General features: G+C 70.5%; 22 protein-coding genes. 13 read left to right on the forward strand and 9 right to left on the reverse strand.

Annotation, left to right across the window (positions count from 1 at the left end; genetic code table 11):
* Positions 1-74: 74 nt before the first annotated feature.
* The 3 genes from U5C87_RS15640 to U5C87_RS15650 form a co-directional block, all read right to left on the reverse strand.
* On the reverse strand, positions 75-248 hold the full coding sequence (locus tag U5C87_RS15640) for a hypothetical protein (protein WP_330473442.1): 174 nt from the start codon (positions 246-248) through the stop codon (positions 75-77).
* Between the two features lie 86 nt (positions 249-334).
* Complete coding sequence (locus U5C87_RS15645; protein ID WP_330473443.1) at positions 335-1,717, reverse strand: MBL fold metallo-hydrolase; 1,383 nt, start codon at positions 1,715-1,717, stop codon at positions 335-337.
* 78 nt (positions 1,718-1,795) lie between these two features.
* Positions 1,796-2,119: a rhodanese-like domain-containing protein gene (locus tag U5C87_RS15650; protein ID WP_330473444.1), complete on the reverse strand. Its 324-nt coding sequence runs from the start codon at positions 2,117-2,119 to the stop codon at positions 1,796-1,798.
* A gap of 216 nt (positions 2,120-2,335) precedes the next feature.
* On the opposite strand from U5C87_RS15650, the gene trxA reads away from it, so the two are divergent.
* The 3 genes from trxA to U5C87_RS15665 all read left to right on the forward strand — a co-directional run bounded on the left by trxA (position 2,336) and on the right by U5C87_RS15665 (position 3,523).
* Complete coding sequence (trxA, locus tag U5C87_RS15655; protein ID WP_330473445.1) at positions 2,336-2,707, forward strand: thioredoxin; 372 nt, start codon at positions 2,336-2,338, stop codon at positions 2,705-2,707.
* Between the two features lie 66 nt (positions 2,708-2,773).
* Positions 2,774-3,172: a DUF302 domain-containing protein gene (locus tag U5C87_RS15660; protein WP_330473446.1), complete on the forward strand. Its 399-nt coding sequence runs from the start codon at positions 2,774-2,776 to the stop codon at positions 3,170-3,172.
* An 84-nt stretch (positions 3,173-3,256) separates the two neighbouring features.
* Complete coding sequence (locus tag U5C87_RS15665) at positions 3,257-3,523, forward strand: metal-sensitive transcriptional regulator (protein ID WP_330473447.1); 267 nt, start codon at positions 3,257-3,259, stop codon at positions 3,521-3,523.
* Positions 3,524-3,970: 447 nt separating this feature from the next.
* Here the strand turns inward: U5C87_RS15665 and U5C87_RS15670 are convergent, their stop codons facing one another.
* Positions 3,971-4,156: a hypothetical protein gene (locus U5C87_RS15670; protein WP_330473448.1), complete on the reverse strand. Its 186-nt coding sequence runs from the start codon at positions 4,154-4,156 to the stop codon at positions 3,971-3,973.
* Positions 4,157-4,705: 549 nt separating this feature from the next.
* Here U5C87_RS15670 and U5C87_RS15675 point away from each other — a divergent pair.
* Positions 4,706-5,941, forward strand: coding sequence for a L,D-transpeptidase (locus U5C87_RS15675; RefSeq protein ID WP_330473449.1), 1,236 nt, complete (start codon positions 4,706-4,708; stop codon positions 5,939-5,941).
* Between the two features lie 286 nt (positions 5,942-6,227).
* Here U5C87_RS15675 and U5C87_RS15680 read toward each other — a convergent pair whose 3' ends face one another.
* The 3 genes from U5C87_RS15680 to U5C87_RS15690 form a co-directional block, all read right to left on the reverse strand.
* Positions 6,228-6,917, reverse strand: coding sequence for a cytochrome c biogenesis CcdA family protein (locus U5C87_RS15680; RefSeq protein WP_330473450.1), 690 nt, complete (start codon positions 6,915-6,917; stop codon positions 6,228-6,230).
* A 142-nt stretch (positions 6,918-7,059) separates the two neighbouring features.
* Positions 7,060-8,016 carry a M56 family metallopeptidase gene (locus U5C87_RS15685; RefSeq protein WP_330473451.1) on the reverse strand — a complete coding sequence of 319 codons (957 nt, stop codon included), beginning with the start codon at positions 8,014-8,016 and terminating at the stop codon, positions 7,060-7,062.
* Positions 8,013-8,381, reverse strand: coding sequence for a BlaI/MecI/CopY family transcriptional regulator (locus tag U5C87_RS15690; RefSeq protein ID WP_330473452.1), 369 nt, complete (start codon positions 8,379-8,381; stop codon positions 8,013-8,015). The genes U5C87_RS15685 and U5C87_RS15690 overlap by 4 nt, the downstream gene beginning before the upstream one ends.
* A gap of 97 nt (positions 8,382-8,478) precedes the next feature.
* On the opposite strand from U5C87_RS15690, the gene U5C87_RS15695 reads away from it, so the two are divergent.
* The 4 genes from U5C87_RS15695 to U5C87_RS15710 all read left to right on the forward strand — a co-directional run bounded on the left by U5C87_RS15695 (position 8,479) and on the right by U5C87_RS15710 (position 12,567).
* Complete coding sequence (locus U5C87_RS15695) at positions 8,479-9,582, forward strand: cytochrome c biogenesis CcdA family protein (protein WP_330473453.1); 1,104 nt, start codon at positions 8,479-8,481, stop codon at positions 9,580-9,582.
* Positions 9,583-9,704: 122 nt separating this feature from the next.
* On the forward strand, positions 9,705-10,313 hold the full coding sequence (locus U5C87_RS15700) for a redoxin domain-containing protein (protein ID WP_330473454.1): 609 nt from the start codon (positions 9,705-9,707) through the stop codon (positions 10,311-10,313).
* A 71-nt stretch (positions 10,314-10,384) separates the two neighbouring features.
* Complete coding sequence (locus U5C87_RS15705; RefSeq protein WP_330473455.1) at positions 10,385-10,633, forward strand: glutaredoxin family protein; 249 nt, start codon at positions 10,385-10,387, stop codon at positions 10,631-10,633.
* 56 nt (positions 10,634-10,689) lie between these two features.
* Positions 10,690-12,567 carry a copper resistance CopC/CopD family protein gene (locus U5C87_RS15710; RefSeq protein ID WP_330473456.1) on the forward strand — a complete coding sequence of 626 codons (1,878 nt, stop codon included), beginning with the start codon at positions 10,690-10,692 and terminating at the stop codon, positions 12,565-12,567.
* Between the two features lie 1,111 nt (positions 12,568-13,678).
* Here U5C87_RS15710 and U5C87_RS15715 read toward each other — a convergent pair.
* A complete protein-coding gene (locus U5C87_RS15715; RefSeq protein WP_330473457.1) occupies positions 13,679-15,646 on the reverse strand; it encodes a heavy metal translocating P-type ATPase in 1,968 nt (655 codons plus the stop codon).
* Positions 15,643-16,002, reverse strand: coding sequence for an ArsR/SmtB family transcription factor (locus U5C87_RS15720; RefSeq protein ID WP_330473458.1), 360 nt, complete (start codon positions 16,000-16,002; stop codon positions 15,643-15,645). The genes U5C87_RS15715 and U5C87_RS15720 overlap by 4 nt, the downstream gene beginning before the upstream one ends.
* 625 nt (positions 16,003-16,627) lie before the next feature.
* Here U5C87_RS15720 and U5C87_RS15725 point away from each other — a divergent pair.
* The 5 genes from U5C87_RS15725 (at position 16,628) to U5C87_RS15745 (ending at position 20,435) form a co-directional block, all read left to right on the forward strand.
* The gene (locus U5C87_RS15725; protein ID WP_330473459.1) at positions 16,628-18,205 is read left to right on the forward strand and encodes a multicopper oxidase family protein; all 1,578 of its coding nucleotides are present in this window, start codon (positions 16,628-16,630) and stop codon (positions 18,203-18,205) included.
* 8 nt (positions 18,206-18,213) lie between these two features.
* Entirely contained in the window at positions 18,214-18,789 is a 576-nt protein-coding gene (locus U5C87_RS15730; protein ID WP_330473460.1) for a hypothetical protein, read from the forward strand.
* A gap of 107 nt (positions 18,790-18,896) precedes the next feature.
* A complete protein-coding gene (lepB, locus tag U5C87_RS15735) occupies positions 18,897-19,421 on the forward strand; it encodes a signal peptidase I (RefSeq protein WP_443082066.1) in 525 nt (174 codons plus the stop codon).
* 7 nt (positions 19,422-19,428) lie between these two features.
* Entirely contained in the window at positions 19,429-20,223 is a 795-nt protein-coding gene (locus U5C87_RS15740; RefSeq protein ID WP_330473462.1) for an HAD family hydrolase, read from the forward strand.
* Positions 20,220-20,435 carry a hypothetical protein gene (locus U5C87_RS15745; protein ID WP_330473463.1) on the forward strand — a complete coding sequence of 72 codons (216 nt, stop codon included), beginning with the start codon at positions 20,220-20,222 and terminating at the stop codon, positions 20,433-20,435. Before U5C87_RS15740 ends, U5C87_RS15745 begins: the two co-directional genes overlap by 4 nt.
* Positions 20,436-20,445 lie beyond the last annotated feature (10 nt).

Below are 20,445 nucleotides of genomic sequence, written 5' to 3' on the forward strand. Positions count from 1 at the left end.
CCCACCCGGGGCACAGACCGGGTGGGCGGCTACGGGCCGGGCTGCAGGTTCACTCGCCGCCCCGGCCGAGGTTGTCAGCGGCCGAAGATGCGGCTGAGGAAGCTGCCGCCGGTGCCACCGGTGGAGGCGGAGACGTGGCCGGGGCAGCGCTGGCCGGTGGGGACGTTGCGCATGACCTGGTCGACGTGCTGGCCGCATCCGGCCCAGGTGGTCTTGCCGCAGGTCTTGCAGGTGGCGGGACGACACATGATGGATCTCCTTGTCTTGCCGTCGATGGTCGGCGGTGGGGGGTGGTGGTGGTGGTGGTGAGTGCTGTGGCGTTCGGGCGGCAGGGTCAGGCGGCCGATGTCAGTGGAAGGCCGGCGGCGGCTGCTTGCTCCCCGTAGCTGTCGTCGACGGCGACGACGTGGTGTCCGTGGGCGGCGAGGACGGATGCGGCGATGGAGGCGCGGTAGCCGCCGGCGCAGTGCACCCAGACCTCGCCGCTGGGAGCCTCGGCGAGGCGCTCGAGGAGCTCGTGCAGGGGGATGTTGACGGCGTCGTCGATGTGCGACTCGGTGAACTCCGAGGCGCGGCGCACGTCGAGAACGGTGACGCGGCGGTGGTGTCGCACCTGGGCGAGGTCGGCGAAGGTGGCGCACTCGAAGGAGCCGAGGGGGGAGTCGGTCCAGTCCTCGGGGGCGCCGGTGGCGGCGCCCTCGAGGTGGTCGATGCCGATCCGGACGAGCTCGCGCTGGGCCTCGGCGACCTGCCCCGGGGTGTCGCCCAGCAGCGTCAAGGGGGTGCCCCACGGGATGAGCCAGCCGAGGTAGGTGGCGAACTGGCCGTCGACGCCGAAGTTCAGCGTGCCGGTGACGTGGCCCGCGGCATACGCGGTCCTGTTGCGCAGGTCGACGACCCACTCGCCCTCGGTGATGCGCCGGGCGAGCACGGACTTGTCGGCGCGTTCCGGGGCCGACAGGTCGGCGGCCTGCGGGCCAGCGCTGTTGGCCGCGCCCATGTGGGCGTAGTAGGCGGGGTACGCGTCGAGCCCGGCGAGCGTGTCGGCGACCCACCCCGCCTCGTCCTGGGTCAGGGCCGGGTTGGCTTTCTTCTCGCGACCGATCGTGGAGGCGGTCGTGTCGCCGGTGGAGCCGGCGGAGCAGAAGCTGCCGAAGCCGTGGGTCGGCAGCACGTGGGTGTGCTCGGGCAGCTCGTCGGCGAGCCGGTGGGCCGAGGCGTACTGGTGGTGGACGAGGTCGTGGGTGTGCTCGTGCCCGAGCAGGTCGGGTCGACCGGTCGCCCCGAAGAGCAGTGAGCCTCCGGTGAACACGCCGACCGGCTCGAGCTTGCCGGTCTCGTCGTCCAAGGCGTCGAGGGCGTACGAGAGATGGGTGTACGTGTGTCCGGGAGTGGCGATGACGCGTACGCGCAGCTGCGGTGAGACGTCGAGGAGGTCGCCGTCGCCGACCGGGACGCGCTCGTAGGAGACCTCGTCGGCAGCGTTGACGTGGTACGCGGCGCCGGTGGCCTGGGCCAGGGCGTAGCCGCCGGTGACGTAGTCGTTGTGGATGTGTGTCTCGAAGACGTGGGTGATGGAGACGCCGGCGTCGTTCGCAAGGTCGAGCACGCGGTCGATGTCGCGCTGGGGATCGATGACGATCGCGACCTGCCCGTCATGGGCGAGGTAGCTGCGGTCACCGAGGGTCGGGGTGTCGATGGGGATGATGATCGCCATGGGGCGGGTCCTTTCGGGTACGGACCGGGACACGGTCAGCTGTGGGGCCGGGGCGGCGCGGCAGGGTGAGAAGCCGGGTCAGGCGGAGGGCTTCGCGCCGGCCACCACCGGGCGGCCTGCGGCGGCCCAGGCCGCCGTCCCACCGTCGACGGACCGGGCATCGAAGCCGGAACGTGCGAGGTAGTCGCTCATGGCGCGGCTGCGGTTGCCGCTCGCGCAGATGACGTAGACGGGGCGGTGACGGTCGAGCTCGCCAACGCGTGACGGCAGCTGACCCATCGGCATCAGCACGGCGCCGGGCACGTGCCCGCCGACGTACTCACCGGGCTCACGCACGTCGACGACGGCGGCGCCGTCAGCAGTTGCAGCCGCGAGCTCGTCGATGGTGGCAATGGTGGTCATGTGACACTCCTGAGGTAGAAAGTTGATACCCAGGGGGGTATCGCACAGACAGAACCGTAACCCGAGACACGGCATTCCGTCGAACCGACGGGCTGTCCCACACATACCCCAGCCCGTATGCGCCGGAGCCTGGGAATGATCTTCCCCGTGTCGAGGTTGCATACCCCGGTGGGTATACTCATACCCAAGCGAACCGTTCCCAAACAAGGAGATCCAATGTCTACGCAGAACCTGACCGCCGCGGACTTCGAGTCGACGATCACCGGCGAGGGGATCACACTCGTCGACTTCTGGGCATCGTGGTGCGGACCGTGCCGCATGTTCGCGCCCGTCTACGAGGCCGCATCCGAGAAGCACCCCGACATCGTCTTCGGCAAGATCGACACCGAGGCCGAGCGGCAGCTCAGCGCCGCCGCCGGGATCACCTCGATCCCGACCCTCATGGCCTTCCGGGACGGCATCCTCGTCTTCAGCCAGCCCGGCGCCCTGCCCGCAGCCGCCTTGGAGCAGGTCATCACGGCCGTTCGCGGTCTCGACATGGACGACGTCCGGGCCAAGGTCGCAACAGCGCAGCCCGCCGACGCCTGAGACCGGACCGGGCCGTCCCAGGCGCACCCCTCCCCCACTCGCCATCCGCAACCACCAGGAGAGAACATGGACTACACGCTGACGACCACGGTCGACGCCGACTTCGACGCGACGCTCATCGCGACCCGTGCCCAGCTGGCCGAGGTGGGCTTCGGGGTGCTCACTGAGATCGACCTGGCGGCGACCCTCAAGACGAAGCTCGACGTGGACATCGCCCCCCAGGTGATCCTCGGCGCCTGCCGGCCACCACTGGCTCACGCCGCACTCCAGGCCGAGCCTTCCATCGGCGTCCTTCTGCCCTGCAACGTCGTCGTCCGCACCCTCGAGGCAGGGCGCACCATCGTCGAGGCGATGGACCCGGCCACCATGGTCGAGCTCACCGGCAACGACCGGCTCGCCGACGTCGCTGCCGACGCACGCGAGCGCCTCAGCCGCGCGCTCAAGGCGCTCGCAAGTCCCGCCTGACAGCACCCGGCGGGCAGTCACCTCGCGCGGCCCACCCCATAGCGCTCCCGCCCGGGCGCCAGCCAACCCAGAAGAGGTCCTCACATGGTCACACCTCCCGCAGAGGAGATGACCCCCGTCATCAACCGGCTCAAGCGAGCTCAAGGCCAGATCGGCGGCGTTATCCGCCTCATCGAGGAGGGCCGCGACTGCCGGGACGTCATCACCCAGCTCGCAGCCGTCAACAAGGCTCTCGACCGAGCGGGCTTCGCCATCATCTCGACCAACCTGCGCGAGTGCGTCACCTCGCCCGAGGGCCTGCAGGACGAGGACCAAGCCGTCCTCGAGAAGCTCTTCCTCAGCCTGGCCTGACAGCGAGGAGACGGAGCATGTCGCAACAGGTTGGGCCCGACAGCATCCTCGGTGCCCCGAGAGACCACGGATCCGCACGGCCGGTCGTCGACCGACTGTTGGAGGAGGCACGCGAACGGCTGTCGGTCCGCTCCGGCGGAGGGCCTCTGTGCTCGACCACGCCGACAGCCATGCCGGGCCAGGCCGCCGGCGACGATCGCGAGCAGGAGCAGCCGGCCCGGAGCCACCGTCCGGTCGGGTTGCGCCGGAACCGGCGGGAGCGCCGTGAGCGGTGCGACCACAGCCATGCCCTCGGTCGTGTTGTGCAGAGCGAAGCCGACGACAAGCGAGGTGCCGAGGGCGAGCTCACCCACCGCCAGGGCCGACCCGACCGCAAGCCCCTCGCCGAGGTTGTGCACCCCGATCCCGACGGCGACGAGGAGCGCGACCCGTCCGGCGCCCGCCGGGTCAGGGATGAGCCGCTGCGTCCCGGGCGAGCAGCAGGAACGCGAGCGCTTCCCCGAGGACGAAGCGCATGCTGCCGCCGAACGCGGCTGCGCCCGCGGCCCCGACCTCAAGGCCCTCGATGCCGGCGTCGAGGGCCAGGAAGGCGAGCAGTCCCACAGTCAGAGCCAGGCCATCGTGGTCTCCCATCGTCGCAACGCCGGCGGTGCCGGATCCGCGTGACAGGCAGCGAGATCGGGGCACCCCGCAGGACCACGACCGACGGGCGCGATACGGCTTGGCAGTCCCACGGGGGTCGCATGGAGGGTGCCGCGCGCGGGGCGCTGGCTGTGCGCGCGCCCACGTTGACACCCCGAGAGGCTTCTCTCGCGGGACCGCCGGACTCAGGCTTCCCGGCTCGGGTCAGCCTCGCATCCCGCGGAGACCTCGTGGGCGACGACTCGACGGTGATCCCGCGAGCACTCGCCCTTCCGACGTTGGCCCTCGAGGAGGGTGCCGCAGCACCGGCCGGACGCCGTCCCTCCGGTCCGGCCCGCGACACACCCCGGCGCCGCGCGCCGGCCGTCCCCCAGGGCCGGCAGCGTGCCCACGGTGGCATGGGAGTCGTTCAGGACTCGCCGGTGGTTTGGAGCACGGGAGGGCGACCGGTGACACTGGAGGTCGAGGTCACTATCGACGCGCCGCACCCCGTTCCGCCCTGGAGCGCCCGGCGCCGCGTCCGCGAAGGGTTTCTACAGCGTGAAGTCGAGCATCCGTACCGCCGCAGTCTCGGGGATGGCCGTCATGGCCTTGCTGGGTGTGTCCGCCTGCAACGCGACCGCCACGGCCGACAAGGACGCGAAGCCCTCTGGCTCCTCGTCCGCCGCTCCCGGCAAGACAGAGACGTCGACGCCCACCCCCACCAAAGGCCCGGTCGCGTACACGACGACGCCGGCAGCCGACGCCGCCGACGTCGCGGTCGACACCCGGGTCACGGCGTCCGCCCAGCAGGGCACGCTCAAGAAGGCCTCGCTGTCGTACGTGAGCAAGAAGGGCAACCGCATCACGGTCGACGGCTCGCTCAAGGACGGCACGTGGACCGCCGGTGACCTGCTCGAGCCGGGCGTCAAGTACACCCTGACGCTCGAGGCCGAGGACTCCGAGGGCCGCACCGACGAGAGCACGCGCACGTTCCGCACCGCGAACCTCTCGCTCGACGACCAGATCTACACCTCCGTGTCCCCGCGCGACGGCGGCACCGTCGGCATCGGCATGCCGGTCGTCATGCGCTTCGACCTGCCGGTCAAGGACAAGGCGAGCTTCGAGAAGCACATGAAGGTCACCGCCTCCCCCGCGCAGGCCGGCTCCTGGTACTGGCTGTCCTCCACCGAGGCCCACTGGCGGCCCAGGACGTACTGGAAGCCCGGCACCAAGGTCCACGTCGAGGCGACCCTCAACGGCGTCCCCGCCGGAGGCGGGCGCTTCGGCGAGCAGTCGCGCACCTCCGACTTCACGATCGGCCGCGCCCTCGTCGCCAAGGTCAACCTGCAGACGCACCAGATGGACGTCTTCATCAACGGCAAGTTCACCAAGCGCATCCCGGTCACGGGTGGGCGGGCGGGCTTCGCGACCCGCTCCGGAGTCAAGGTGATCATGGACAAGCAGACGAACATCACGCTGCGCGCCGAAACGATCGGCCTGAAGAAGGACGACCCGAACTACTACCCCGACACCAAGGTGAAGTACGCGATGCGCGTCACGAACTCCGGCGAGTTCCTCCACTCGGCGCCGTGGTCGGTCAAGGACCAGGGCCACCGCAACGTCAGCCACGGGTGTACCGGGATGAGCGAGGCGAACGCCGGCTGGTTCTACTCCAACGTGACCATCGGTGATGTCGTCGAGACCGTTGGCACCAGCCGACCGATGACGATGGGCAACGGGTACGCCGACTGGAACCTGACGCCTGCCAGTTGGACCGCAGGCTCCGCCCTCTGACCTTCCGCTCCGAGCCCCGCCAGTGCCCCGTCGGTCACGCGGAGACGAGCTGCGAGGGCCGCCCAACGAGTACGTTGCAGCGCTCCTGCCCGCGTCCCGGGTTCTGCGTGAGCGCGCCACCCGCGCATCACGCACACCCGGCGGGCCCCAGGCGGTGGTCTGACCCCCGCGTCCCTGGATGTCGGTCGGTGGCGCCTGCGCCGAAGGTTCGGCAGGGACCGGGGCTGTGACAACCGACGCGTGTGACGGCACGTCACGCCGCCGGGCGGCTCGCTCGGTGACGCGCTCAGATCGCGACGCGGAAGGTCGAGATGAGGTTGATCTGGAGCCAGACCACCAGCGACTCCCACAGGCCGGAGACCATGAGGCCGCCGACGACCACCAGCATGAGTCCCCCGAAGGCGCGGATGCCGCGGCGGTGTGCCCGCAGCCACGCGCTCATGGCCGAGGCCTTCTCCCACAGTGCGGCCATCAGGATGAACGGCAGGCCGAGCCCCAGCGAGTAGAAGCCGGCGAGCATGAGTCCGCGCCCAATCGTGCCGGACTGGGCGGACAGCGGGGCCGCCATCACCTGGATGGCAGCGAGAGTGGGCCCCAGGCACGGCGACCATCCGATCGCGAACGAGGCCCCGAGCAGCGGCGCCCCGGCGAGGCCCGCTCGCGGGCGCCATGAGGGGGTTATCGCGTACGACTTGCCGAGTCCGAGGAAGACCACACCCATGACGATGACGATGACGCCTGCGACCCTCAGTAGAAGCCCGCGGTACTCCTGGAAGGCGAGCCCGGCCGTGGACACGGCCGCCGCGGCGACAAGGAAGACGACGGTAAACCCGAGCACGAAAAGCAGGGCGCCCAGCACGAGACGCCCGCGGGACCGGCTCTCCAGGGACTCCTCGGACAGTCCGGTGACATAGCCGAGGAACCCGGGAACCAAGGGCAGGCAGCACGGCGAGGCGAAGGAGACAAACCCTGCCACGACCGCGATCACCGCGGCCACAGCGACAGGACCGGCGCCAAGGTCAGCGTTCACCCTTCTTCCCTCCCACGTCGGGCACGTCGGCGCGCTGTCGCCGTCGATCCGTACGGCGTCCGGCTCACCCGATCATGTCGAGTCGGTGTCAGCCCCACAGCGGCCCGCAGACCGCGAGCACGCCGAGGACCAAGGGCGCGAGCGCAACCGCGGTCATCGTGGTCGCCAGCTGCAGTGTGGCCCGCCGCCGCGCGCGTGCCGTGGCCGGCACGGCCAGCCGCTCGGCGCGGGCCAGCACGCCCACGCCGTGCGCTGCCAAGGCACCGGCAGGAACCCCGCTGGGGACGGAGGGCGAAGAAAGCTCCACGAGAGCCTTCAGGACAGTGCCGGACCCGTGGGTCCGGGCCGCAGCATCGTCGGCAGACATTTCCAACAGCCGCGCCACCTCCTCGGCGCCGCAGCTGAACAGCTCGACCCGAGGAAGGCAGAGGCACAGGCCACGGGTGAGCGCGATGACCAGGTGGTGTCGACCCGTCAGGTGCGCACGCTCGTGCGCCAGGACTGCGCCGACCTGCCCAGGGTCGAGCACGGCCAACGCCCCAGTCGTGAACACGACCGTGCTCGGACGTCCGGGCACGCAGTAGACGGCCCTCTCAGGCACATCGAGCACGACCGCGCCAAGGCTCGGCCGCGCGGCCCCGGCAAGCCTGACCATCCGCGCATGCGCCCGAGTGGCGTCTCGGGCCCGCGCCCACGTTCGCCCGAGCCGCAGCAGCACCACGCCCACCGCGAGCATGAGGCCTCCCGCGGCCGAGAACACGATGCTGCGCACCATCGAACCGTGGACGCCAGTGGCCGCAGCCCTAAGCCCCGCCAGGCACGAGCCCATCAGGGTCGTGGGCGGCCCGGACCAGTCACGGGCCAGCTCAACGGCCAGCAGGCCTGCCGCGGTGGCAACCGAACCGGTGACGGAACCGATCGCCACCAGCCAGAGGGCGACCCCCAGCCGGGGAGCAACGCCGCGCCGGGTGAGCCGAGCCAGCAGCGGTGGCGCCAGTACCGCGAGCGTCCCGCTAGAGAGCAACAGGCAGAACGCGGCACTCACGCCAGCCCCTGCTCATCCGCTGTGGCCGCCAGGCGCCGCAGCGCTGCGGACTCCTCACCGCTCATCTGCTCGATGAAATGGCTCAGGACGAGACTCGGGTCCCCACCGACATTCAGCGCATCACGCATCAGCCGGGCCCCGTACTGCTCGCGGGTCAGAATGGGCCAGTAGAGGAAGGCCTTGCCCTGACGCTCACGGGACAGCCAGCCCTTGCGGTGCAGGTTGTCCATCGTCGACATGGCCGTGGTGTATGCGATCTGCCGGTCCTGCCCTAGCCGTTCGAACACCTCGCGCACCGTGCATGGCGTGCCACGGTCCCACAAGTGGCCCATCACCACTGCTTCCAGCTCGCCGAATCCGCGCACGCCAACCTCCCGTCCACTCCACGCCATACGGCTGCTGCCGCGGCTGCCCCTGCGACTACGACTACCACTACGACTGCGGCCGAACCCTACCCCAGCCATGTTGACCTACTATCTCCGTACGCAGATAGTAGATGATCTGGTCGACCGGCAGGAGAAGAGTGCGCACATCCCCAATCAGGCGGGGCTCATGACTGAGCTGATGTTCGGAACGACGCTGCTCGCGTCCTTCCTCGGCGGCGTCGTGGCCCTGTTCGCGCCGTGCTGCGTGTCCGTCATGCTGCCGGCCTACCTCGCCACCGGGTTCCGGCACCGTCGCGGGGTCCTGCTCGCAACGTTGGTCTTCGGGTCCGGGGTCGCGACGGTCATCCTGCCGATTGGTCTCGGCGCGACCGCGTTGAGCCGGGTCCTGGTCACCCAGCACCTGTGGATCTTCCTGACAGGGGGCGCGCTCATGATCGTCGCCGGAGCTGCGGTGCTGACCGGCTGGAAGCCGAACCTGCCGATGCCGGGCGCCCGCGCGGGTCGGGAGGGGCGGCTCACCTCGGCGTACACGCTCGGGGCGTTTTCGGGCGCGGCCAGCGCCTGCTGCGCGCCCGTCCTGGCCGGGGTCGCCGTACTGGCCGGGGCTGCCGCCTCGTTCCCGGCCGCCCTGTCCATCGGCGGCGCGTACGTCGTCGGCATGGTCATGCCGTTGGCAGTCGTGGCGCTGGTGTGGGACACGCGCCGGCAACGCGCCACCGCCCTGCTGACCGACCGCTCCATCCGGCTGCGGCTCGGGCGCTGGCAGAGACAGGCGGCCCTGGGCAGCCTCGCCGGTGGACTCCTGATGGTCGTGATGGGCGTGTTGGCGATGGTGCTCGCCGTGGCCGGACCGGGTATGCCGAGCGGTGGATGGCAGACGGAGCTGAGCGCATGGCTGCAGCACCTGTCGAGCACCGCCGTCGGCGCACTGTCGTGGCTCCCCGGCTGGGCAGTGTTCCTCGCCCTCGCGCTGGGCATCGCGCTCCTGGTCCGGCGAGGTGTCCGCGGACGTGGGGCCGCCTCCGCGACCGACGGACCCGGGGCGCTGCAGGAGCCACCGGTTTGGCCGCCGGAGCTCGACGCCGCCGGCGCCGGCTTGCGCGCCGACACCTGCGGTCCTCCTGTCACCCGTGCCGCCCGTGCCGAGCCAGCCAGCACCCCCAAGGAGATCCCACAGTGAGCGACACGCGCGGCACCACCACCTCCCGGCGGCCAGCCGGTCGGCCAGGCCGCAACCGCACCCCGGCCAGCACAGCAGGGTCTGACCCGCGGACCGCGTCCACCTCCCGGCAGCGGCGAGCCGTGCTCGCAGCGGCGGCGGTCATCGCCGCGGCGATCGTGGCCCTGTACCTGATCTTTCAGGGATCGCAGGCCAGCACTGTCCAAACCGGGACGACGTCCGCGGGAAGCGGCTACCACCATGTCGCCGGGCAGCCCGGTGCAGGCGCGGCGGCACCAGGCTTCACGCTCGCCTCGAGCGGCGGAGGGTCGGTGTCCCTGTCCGACTACCGGGGCAAGGCGGTGCTGCTGTACTTCCAGGAGGGGCTGTCCTGCCAGCCGTGCTGGGACCAGATCAAGGATCTTGAGCGCAACCGGAAGGACCTGAAGAGCGCGGGGATCGACGCCGTCGTGTCGTTGACCACCGACCCGGCCCCGCTGCTCGCGCGGAAGGTGGCTGACGAGGGCCTCTCTACTGCGGTGCTCTCCGACCCCGACCTGAAGGTCTCCCGCGCGTACGACGCCAATACGTACGGGATGATGGGTGACATGCGTGACGGCCACAGCTTCCTGCTCGTAGGCCCCCAGGGCACCATCGACTGGCGGGCCGACTACGGCGGCGAGCCGGACTACGTCATGTTCGTACCGACGGCCAAGATCCTTTCGGACCTGACTCGCGAGCGCCGCCGATGAGTAGACCCGGATCCGGGCGGGTCACCAGACCGGGTCCAGAGGCCCGGTCCGCCCTCACCGTCCCGGCCGCCGTGACGCTGCTGACCCAGTCGGACTGCGTCCTCTGCGATCATGCCAAGCAGGTCCTGGCACGCGTGAACAAGGACCTACCCCTCGAGGTCACCGAGGTCGACCTCGCCACACCGACGGGCCAGCGGCTGGCCTCCGAGTCTCACGTGATCTTTGCGCCGGGCGTGCTCATCGACGGTCGCCCGTTCTCGTTCGGGCGCCTCTCCGAGCGGCGGCTTCGACGCGCGCTGGCTCAGCGCCCGCAAGGATGACGCGAACAACCCGCCGCAGAACAGGTCGCGCCTGGGCTGTCCTGCTGGCAGCGCTCGTGGCCTTGCTGGCAGGTGCGCCGCCTGCCATCGCGCACCCCACGCTGCTGTTCAGCGACCCTGCGGCCGAGGTCGCGACCGGGGACTCTCCGGGGGCCATCACCCTCGTCTTCAACGAGGCGGTCACGGCCGGCCCGGACGCCCTCGTCGTGCTCGACAGCGCAGGCAAGGTGGTACCGGTCGGACCCACGGCCACAGCCCGGGCCGGCCGGGCGATCACCGCGGCGGTGCCAGAGCGGCTCGGGCTTGGCGTCTACCGGGTCCGGTGGCAGGTCACCGGCTCCGACGGTGACCTGATGGGAGACGAGTACCGCTTCGCCGTCGGGTCAGGGGTCCTCGGCGCTGCCGAGGCGACGACAGCCACGGGCACGTCCTGGCCTGACGCGGTCGTACGATGGCTGCTGTTTGCCGGGCTCGCACTCGCGCTCGGCGGGGTGGTCGCCGACCTGATCGCACGGCGAGCGCGGGAGGGCAGGCCCGGCCTACCGTCGCCCCACCCGTTGGCGCCAGTCGGTGCGCTCACCGGACTGGTGGCTGTGGTGACGCTGGGTGTCCTGCTCGTGGTCCAGACCGGCTCGCTGGCGTCGTTGTGGAACGGGCAGGCGGGTATCGTCCTGCTGGTCGAGGCTGCAGGCTTCGGCGTCGGTTACGTGGCCTGGCGCCTGCTACGCGCATCAGCGCGGATTCTGACCCTGGTTCCGCTCGCGGCCGTCGTCGTGGCCGAAGGGGTGCGGTCACACGCCAATACGGCGGCGCCCGGCTGGGGCGCGCTGCTCACCGGCGTGCATGTTGCCGCTGCGGCCCTGTGGGTCGGGGCCCTGACCCAGGTCGTCGTGATCGCCCTTGCATGGCGATCGAGCCGAGCTCCTGTGCACCTGCTCTATCTCGGGTACGCACGCGTGGCCGCGTGGGTCTTCGCGACCGTCGTATCGACCGGGGCCGTCAGCGCGCTGCTGCTGGTGCCGTTCGCGGCGTGGACCGGCACCCGCTACGGACTGCTCCTGCTGGTCAAGCTGGGCGGGGTCGCGGCCGCAGCTGTACTCGCGCTCGGGGCCCGTCGATGGGTCCGGCGCCGCAACACGCGCGCCGTGCTGGTCGCGACCCGCGTCGAGATTGCCGCCCTGGCCGTGGTTCTAGCCATGTCGGCGACGCTTTCGTCCACGCCGCCGGCGTCCAGCCAGCCGGCCGCCGCTCCCGTGCTGGGCGGCCAGGTCGTCCAAGTCGGCACGATGGCAGGGCAGATCGGTGTCACGGTCCAGGCCGGCGAGCAGACGCTCGTCGTGCGGCTGACCTCCCCCCGAACCGGCGACTACTACTCGGGTGACGAACCCCAGGATGACCTGACCCTGTCGGCGCAGGTCGCAGGGCCCGGGCAGAGCGTCAGCCCGGTGGAGCTGACAGCGTGCGGGGCGGGATGCTTCACCGGTCCGGTGGACTGGCGATCCGGTGACAACATCCTCGGCCTCCGCGCGAGCTCAGCCACCTGGCGCGGGGGCACGGCGAACGTGCTCGTCCCGTGGCCCGGCACGCCAGGGGCAGCACATCTCGAACGCGCCGTGTCCGCCCTGCGCAGCGTCGGCAACCTCACGGTGTACGAGGCGGTCACGAGCGACGCCAGCGCGGGGCTCCCCGAGCATCAGCGGCTGCGGATGACCGGACGCTTCTTCGTCAGCCAAGAGCCATACGCGGACGGGTCCGCGCCAGTGTCGACACAGATCTCACAGCCAGGCGAGCCGGTCCGGCTAGCTCTTGGCTACCCGGCCGCGCACATCTCAGTGACCCTCACTCTCGACGCCGCGGGCCGGATCAGCGAAGAAACCCTCACCGACGCCACGCACCTGATCCACCGCCGCTTCGTCTATCCAGAGACCGACTAGCGCACAGGCCAGGCACGTACGACTGAACGGTGCGCAACTGAACGGCGCGCCGCGGACGGGTGGCCCGGGGATCACTTCCCGAGTCTGCGCACCTCTTCCCGAAGTTCGGCTAGCTGACGGTCGAGATCGACTGCGCTCGAGGCGACACGACGTCTGCAGCGCATTGAACCGTGGAGGTGTGGACGGACGCAGCCGAAATACGTCGCGACGACCGCGGCGACCGCTAAGGCGCCCGCAGTCCATTGGCCCATCAGGGCACATCCCCGGGACTTCTGCTGCCCCGCGACACTGCTCGGTCTGCCTTCAGTTGCTCAACTTCGGCTCGGAGCTGCTGCACCTGCGCCTCGGTCCCTTCCCGCGCGGCTGCCCCCGCATCATCATGCCCATCCCGACAGGGCACGCCAAGGCGGCGACTCCAATGAACAACGACTCCATGGTCCCCAACTTCCTACTATCTCCGTACGTAGACAGTAGGTTAGCTTGGCTCGACAGTTCCGGCCAGCAGTGGAGACCCCTCAGCGCGCAAGCCGGACGGTCTCGCACTCCTCGAGCGGCTGCGCCTGCGAAGTGGCTGGCATGGCGTGGCGCCGCCTCTCCGGCATCGCCAGACGGTGACAGCAAGGATGCTTCTGCGGTCCTCGGCCGCGCGTCGGCGACTCGGACTGCAGGGGCGTGCGTAGACCTCTTCGCGTCCCCATTTCTGGCTTTCGACCCGTGCCGGTGCGAGCACCGATGGCTGCGGCCGCCTGCCAGGCGCCGACGGGGCTGCAGGGGACGAACGTGAGGGTGATGCTCGCCGACATGGGCCCGGTGATGATGGGAGGCCAACCGCGGACGGGCGTGGGGCGGCCCCTCGAAGATGCAGGGGCGGTGGACGATGATGCACGTCAGCCCGCAGACGGTGAAGGCGGACGCTGAGGTCCGGCCGCTATGAGTTGGTGTGCAACCTGCCTGGTCACTACGCCGCGGGCATGTCGACCGAACTCGACGTCACTTGAGCTTACCAACCCGACGCTGACCGCGTCCCTTGCACATCTCGGGTGGCCGCCTGGCCGAACCGATGTCGCGCCCGCTCGATGCGACGTTCGTCGGCCGCCCGTGGGCTATCAGTTCACGAAGCCCTGACTTCCGCAGCCGAAGCTGCCGTCGACCGTGTCGCGGGTGTGGGTGGCATTGGTCGGACGCGGCCGGCGCGCACCCCGTTGCCGATGACGAAGATCTCGGCGACCTCGTGGACCAGGACGACGGCCGCGAGGCCGAGCACGCCGAACGCGGCGAGCGGGATCAGGATCGTGATCAGGGCGAGGGAAAGGCCGACGTTCTGCAGCATGATCGACCGGGCGCGTCGGGCATGGGCCAGGGCGTGCGGCAGGTGGCGCAGGTCCTCGCCCATGAGGGCGACGTCCGCGGTCTCGATGGCCACGTCGCTGCCCATCGCACCCATCGCGATTCCGACATCGGCGGTGGCCAGGGCGGGTGCGTCGTTGACGCCGTCGCCCACCATCGCGGTCGGCGCGGACTCGCGGAGATGTCGGATGATCGTCGACTTGTCCTCGGGGAGCAGCTCGGCGTGGACGTCGGTGATGCCCGCCTGGGCGGCCAGCGCGGCAGCGGTGCGCTGGTTGTCTCCAGTCAGCATGGCGACCTGCAGGCCGTCGGCGCGGAGCCGCGCGACCACCTCGGCGGCCTCGGTGCGTAGTTCGTCGCGGACCGCGACGGCGCCGACCACGTCCCCGTCGTACTCGACGAGCACCGCGGTGGCGCCTGCCTCCTGCATGGCTGCCACGGAGTCGGCCAGGTCGCCGGCCGGGATCCAGCCAGGTCGGCCCAGTCGGGCCATCCGCCCCTCGATGGTTCCAGTCAGGCCGGCGCCGGTGACCGCCTGGACCCCGTCGGCGTCCCGGTGGTCGGGGGCCGCGGCGAGGATCGCGCGCGCCAAGGGGTGCTCGCTGCGGGACTCCAGCGCGGCGGCGACGTCGAGGACGTCTTCCCGGCTGTGACCGGCCGTGGTGGCGACCCCGACGACGGCCGGCTGGTTGCGGGTCAGGGTGCCGGTCTTGTCCAGGGCGACCGCGCGGATCCGGCCGAGCGCCTCGAGGGCGGCACCGCCCTTGACCAGGGCGCCGATCCGGCTGGCGGCACCGATGGCGGCGACCACGGTGACCGGCACGGCGATCGCCAGGGCGCAGGGCGAGGCGGCGACCAGGACGACCAGGGCGCGCTCGATCCACGTCTTGGGGTCGCCGAGCAGGCTGCCCGCGATCGCGATGACCGCGGCCAGGACCATGATCCCGGGCACCAGGGGTTGCGCGATGCGGTCGGCCAGGCGCTGGGCATTGCCCTTGCGGGACTGCTCGGCCTCGACGATGTGCACGATGCGGGCCAGCGAGTTGTCCTTGGCGGTGGCCGTGACCTCGACCTCGAGGGCGCCGGTGCCGTTGATGGAGCCGGCGTAGACGGTGTCGCCCGCGCCGGCCTCGACCGGCACGGACTCGCCGGTCAGGGCGGAGACGTCCAGGGCGGTGCGACCGTCGCGGATGACGCCGTCGGTGGCGACCCGTTCGCCGGGCCGGACCAGCAGCAGGTCGCCGATCGCGAGCTCGGCCGGGGCGAGGGTGACCTGGGTGCCGTCCCGCAGGATGGTGGCCTCGGCCGGAACGAGGGAGAGCAGCGCGCGCAGACCGTGGCGGGTGCGGGCGACCGCGTACTCCTCAAGACCCTCGCTGATGGAGTACAGGAACGCCAGCGCTGCGGCCTCAGCGACCTCACCGAGGATCACCGCGCCGACGGCGGCGATCGTCATCAGCGTGCCGACGCCGATCTTGCCCTTGACGAGCCGCTTGAGCGTGTTGGGGACGAACGTCCACGCGCCCAGCGCCAGCGCGACGGCGTTCAGTCCCGTCACCACCGTGCCCGTCGCGTCGAGACGGTCCGCGACGAACCCGGCCAGCAGGATGAGGCCCGCAGCCGCGGCGAACCGCAGTTCGCTGACCTCCCACAACCGCTCGGGCGCGTGCTCCTCCAGCTCGCCGTCGCCCTGGCGGGGCTCGTCGTCCCCGCAGCCGCACGCCGCGCTCATCGGGTCTCCCCCTCGGTCATCGCAACGCCGTAGGTGGGACACAGCGCCACAGCCTGCCCAGTCGCCGCCAGTACCGCCTCCGCGGAAGCGAGCAGGTCCATCAGCTCCGGGCGTGCCAGCGAGTAGAACGACTGCCGCCCCATCGCCCGGTAGTCCACCAGGCCACAGTCACGCAGACAGCCAAGGTGCGACGACACCGTGGACTGGGCCAGGCCGAGACGGTCCTCCAGGTCCACCACCCGCGCCTCACCCGTGGCCAACTGCCGCAGGATCGCCAGCCGCACCGGATCCGCCAGCCCGCGAAAGAGCGCCGTCGCCGGGGCGAGCGTCTCCCGCTCCTCATGCATCATCGTCATATCCCGATGATAGCGCCTCGCCCAGATGCATCATCAGGGCCATCACCAACCGGCCGGCACCAGACCCCCCACTTGCGGCCGCAATGCACTTTGGCTCATCGCCGTGAGGAAGAGCGACCGGCCCCGGCTACGACTCCGGCCCGGCCCTCGCCGTCATCACCGCGGTGATGCCCGGCGTGTCCTACCGCCGATCCGCCGATCCGCCGATCCGCCGATCTGCGGGGCTAGCCGCATCATCGGCAAGTACACCAGGTACGCCCGCAAGGCGTTCGCGCACCAGTGGGCCATCCGCAAGCACGTTTGAGGGCCACTCGCCCCGATGCGCGGGATCGCGGACGGTGGGAAGGAACGCCTCGGCAGACCTGGCCGGATACCGCGACTTTCGGCGTCAGCCGACGAACGAACACGCTCGCGGCCCCCAGGTGCCCGGCCAGCCCGCGCAGGTCGGAGTCGTGCCCCCGGCCGGTGCGTCCGCTGGGGACGACATCGAGGAGGCCTCGCCCGATGGCGCAACCATCTCGGGCGTCCCCCATGTGCGGTCCGGTCGGAAGCCTTGACGGAGCTGCGGGACCTCAAGGTAGTTCGAAGGTCAGGCGCGCAGGCTTGGTTTGGCTGGAGGAGAACCATGGAACTGACCCGTAAAGACCTGTTGAAAATGTCGGTGCTCGGTGCGGCCGCGGTGACGCTGCCGCTCGAACGGTCCGTGAACGCCTCGTCGGCACTCGCGTCACGGATCGCCGAGAGCGCCCTGCCTAGGCCGTTCACGACGGCCTTCACGAAACCCCCGGTGATCCGTCCGGTCCGGTCGGACGCGACCACCGACTACTACCGGGTGTCCATGGAGCCGACCACCGTGGAGGTCATCCCCGGTCTTCGGACCGAGATGTGGGGCTACAACGGGTTGGTGCCCGGCCCGACGTTCCAGATCGCGCAGGGACGCCGCACGGTGGTCCGGCAGATCAACAACCTCCCGGCGGTCCATCCCGTCCTGCAGTACACGCCGTGGACCTCGGTGCACCTGCACGGGTCCGCGTCGCTCCCGGAGTACGACGGGTACGCGAGCGACATCACCAACCCCGGCCAGTACAAGGACTACCACTACCCGAACTGGCAGCCGGCCAGAACGCTCTGGTACCACGACCACGGGGTCCACCACACGGCCGAGAACGTCTTCATGGGCCTGGCCGGGCAGTACCAGCTCACCGACCCGCTCGAACGCAGCCTCCCGATCCCGCACGGTGAGTACGACGTGCCGCTCATCGTCAGCGACAAGATGTTCAACAGCGACGGCTCGCTGCTGTTCAGCACGAACGACAACGCCGGCTTCTACGGCGACGTCATCCTCGTGAACGGGCGCCCCTGGCCCGTCATGAAGGTGAAGCGCCGCAAGTACCGCTTCCGGATCCTGAACGCGTCCCCGTCACGGTCCTACAACTGGTCCCTCGACAGCGGCGACACGATGGCGGTGATCGCCACCGACGCCGGCCTGATGCCCACACCCCAGTACGTCCGGAGCTTCCGGCACGGAGTCGCCGAACGGTACGAGGTCGTCATCGACTTCGCGAAGTACCGCCCGGGGCAGCGCATCGTGCTGCGCAACGCCAGCCCGAAGAACAACATCAACTTCACGAACACGAACAAGGTCATGGCCTTCGACGTCGTCGCCGACGCGTTCAGCACGGTCGACAACGCGGTCCCGGCGAGCCTCAACCCGGGCCAGGCCACGATGCTGCTGAAGGAGAGCGACGCGGTGAAGACCCGAACGCTCAACTTCATCCGGGAACACGGCCAGTGGACCATCAACGGCACCACGTGGGAGGACATCGTCCGCAGCGGGTTCACGAAGGTGATCGCCGGACCGAAGATCGATGACGTCGAGATCTGGGAGCTGCGCAACCCCTCCGGCGGCTGGCACCACCCGGCACACATCCACTTCATCGACTTCCGCGTCCTGAGCCGCAACGGGCGCCCCGCCCTCCCGCATGAGCTCGGCGCCAAGGACGTGGTGTTCCTCGGTGAGAACGAGTCCGTGCGCCTGCTGATCAAGTTCGACCAAGGCCGCGGCAAGTACATGGTTCACTGCCACAACCTCGTCCACGAGGACCACGACATGATGACCCAGTTCGAGATCCGCGACGACACCACCCCGGCGGACGACCCGTTCAGCGACCCCGCCCGATGGCTCCCCGAAGGACCGCTCTAGGAGTCGCCATGACGGACACGACCTCAACCACCTGGCCGCTCGCGACCCCCGCCCGACGAACTGGTCGAGCCAGTCGGACCTACCGTGCTCTGGCGGCCTCGGCAGCCGGCGTCGCCGGTGTCATCCACGCCCTCGTCGCCCCGGAGCACTTCGAGCTGGCCTGGTACGTCGGCGGGTTCTTCGTGGCGGTCGCCGCGGGCCAGCTCGCCCTCGCCGTCGCGCTGGCCCGCGGCGCGGCCCTGCGGACGCCAGCGGTCCTGCTCGCCATCGCCGCGAACCTCGCGATCGTGGCGACGTACGTCACCAGCCGCACGACCGGCCTGCCGTTCCTTCCCGTCGAAGAGCACGCCGGCGGCGAGCACCTCCCGGTCGCGGGCGGAGTTGGCAACGGGATCCCTGTCCTGCCCGGCGCCGACATCGAACCGGTCGGCGCGCTGGACTTCACCTGTCTGCTGGCCGAGCTGGTGCTGGTGGGGGTCCTCGTGGCCGTGCTTCCCCGGATGGTCCGTGGCACTGTCACCAGCGTGATGCTGGGACTCGGCGTCGTGGCCTTCGTAGCTCGAGGCACCGGCCTCCTGGCATGACAGAGCCGGTGAGGTCGCCGGTGACGACGCCGGTGCCTCAGGGGGCATCAGCGGTGGCACCGACGGAGGGTGCGCACCGACGTCGCCGCCGATGGACCACTGCACTGATGCTTCTCGTCCTTGCAGTCGTTGTCGCGGGGTTCTCGGTCGCTGAGCCGATGCGCGTGGCGTCGGCGTCGATGTCGCCGACCTACGAACTCGGCGATGAAGTGCTGGTCGGCAAGCTCGCGCAGCTGGCCGGGACCCCACAACGCGGCGACGTGGTGGTGTTCCACGAGCCCCACACCGGCACCCTGACCCTCAAACGAGTGGCCGCCGTCGGCGGCGACGAGCTGGGCATCGAGGACGGGCTACTGATCGTGAACGGCGAACCGGTAAACGAGCCCTACCTCGACCTCGGCTCGGTCGACGGCGCGTACTTCGGACCGGTGCACGTCCCCGCGGGCCACGTCTTCGTCCTCGGAGATGCCCGTGCCGGCTCAGTTGACTCACGCACCTTCGGAGTCGTGGCCGAGGATGACGTCGTGGGCCGAGTGCTCCTGCGCCTCTGGCCGCACCGCAGCACGACCCAGTCCGCGGCGCGCACCGAACGGCCCCCGACCAGATTCTCTCCAGGCGTCGCTCGAGGCTGACGGGATCTTGCCGCCTCTACCCGCCACCGGTGCATCCGACGACACACTCGCCGACACGTCGAAGGCGACGCGGAAAGCGCGCGTCCTGACGATCGCGGCAGCGCTCGAACGCACGAGCACCCACCCGCTCGCGGCCGCCGTGGCTGCAGCGGCGATAGAAGCCCCCGCGGCAACCGGCATCGACCGAGACCTGCCCGTCACCGATGACAACCAGGATCCGGGCCACGGCCTGACCGGCGTGGTCGACGAGCAGCCAGTCCGGGTAGACGGCCCCCGCGGGCTCGAGCCCGGGCCCCCGCAGCCGAAGGCGGACGCCATGGTGGCGGCCAGGACGGGCCTCATCGTGGTCCAGGCCGAGGCCAAGACCGTCGCCGTGATCGGGGTCCGGGACGAACTGCCTCCCGACGCGCCGCCCGCGCTGCGCGAGCTGCATGAGGCCGGGGTGCGAACCGTCACGTTGACGGGCGACAGCCCTCAGACGGCTCACGCTCTCGCGCACCCGGTCGGCATCACCGACGTCCGCGCCGGTCTGTGCCCCCGGACAAGGCCGAAGCAGTCACCCAGCTCGGCGCGCAGCAGCCCACCGCGATGTTCGGCGACGGCGTCAACGACGCACCCGCCCCTTGCTGCCGCGACCGTCGGGATCGCGATGGGCGCGACCGGGTCTGCGGCCGCCGTCGAGGCGGCCGATGTCGCGTTCACCGGCCACGACCTTCGCCTGCTCACCCGCGCCGTGCGGCACGCCCTACACGGCCGACGCGGCCGCACGATCATGATCCGGACATCGGCCTCGCCCTGGTGACCATCGTCGTGCTCCTGCCGTTGGCGCTCTTCGGCGTACTCGGGCTGGCCCAGGTGATCCTCGTGCACGAGCGGGCCGAGGTCGTCGTCATCGCCAACGGGCGACGCGCTGCCCGGGTGCGAACCGACCCCCTACCGCTGCTCCCGGACACGTCAGCAATCGGCGTGTCGTCGGAACCACGCTCCTCCCAGGCCCGCGTGGACGCCGGCTGAACCGGCGCAC

Origin of the sequence: Terrabacter sp. C0L_2, assembly GCF_036352015.1 — a bacterium.
GTDB lineage: Bacteria > Actinomycetota > Actinomycetes > Actinomycetales > Dermatophilaceae > Terrabacter > Terrabacter tumescens.

Coding starts and splice junctions, on each gene's coding strand:
- U5C87_RS15640 (WP_330473442.1), bottom strand. CDS start 248: ATGTGTCGTCCCGCCACCTGCAAGACCTGCGGCAAGACCACCTGGGCC.
- U5C87_RS15645 (WP_330473443.1), bottom strand. CDS start 1,717: ATGGCGATCATCATCCCCATCGACACCCCGACCCTCGGTGACCGCAGC.
- U5C87_RS15650 (WP_330473444.1), bottom strand. CDS start 2,119: ATGACCACCATTGCCACCATCGACGAGCTCGCGGCTGCAACTGCTGAC.
- trxA (WP_330473445.1), top strand. CDS start 2,336: ATGTCTACGCAGAACCTGACCGCCGCGGACTTCGAGTCGACGATCACC.
- U5C87_RS15660 (WP_330473446.1), top strand. CDS start 2,774: ATGGACTACACGCTGACGACCACGGTCGACGCCGACTTCGACGCGACG.
- U5C87_RS15665 (WP_330473447.1), top strand. CDS start 3,257: ATGGTCACACCTCCCGCAGAGGAGATGACCCCCGTCATCAACCGGCTC.
- U5C87_RS15670 (WP_330473448.1), bottom strand. CDS start 4,156: ATGGGAGACCACGATGGCCTGGCTCTGACTGTGGGACTGCTCGCCTTC.
- U5C87_RS15695 (WP_330473453.1), top strand. CDS start 8,479: ATGTTGACCTACTATCTCCGTACGCAGATAGTAGATGATCTGGTCGAC.
- U5C87_RS15715 (WP_330473457.1), bottom strand. CDS start 15,646: ATGAGCGCGGCGTGCGGCTGCGGGGACGACGAGCCCCGCCAGGGCGAC.
- U5C87_RS15720 (WP_330473458.1), bottom strand. CDS start 16,002: ATGACGATGATGCATGAGGAGCGGGAGACGCTCGCCCCGGCGACGGCG.
- U5C87_RS15725 (WP_330473459.1), top strand. CDS start 16,628: ATGGAACTGACCCGTAAAGACCTGTTGAAAATGTCGGTGCTCGGTGCG.
- U5C87_RS15730 (WP_330473460.1), top strand. CDS start 18,214: ATGACGGACACGACCTCAACCACCTGGCCGCTCGCGACCCCCGCCCGA.
- lepB (WP_443082066.1), top strand. CDS start 18,897: ATGCTTCTCGTCCTTGCAGTCGTTGTCGCGGGGTTCTCGGTCGCTGAG.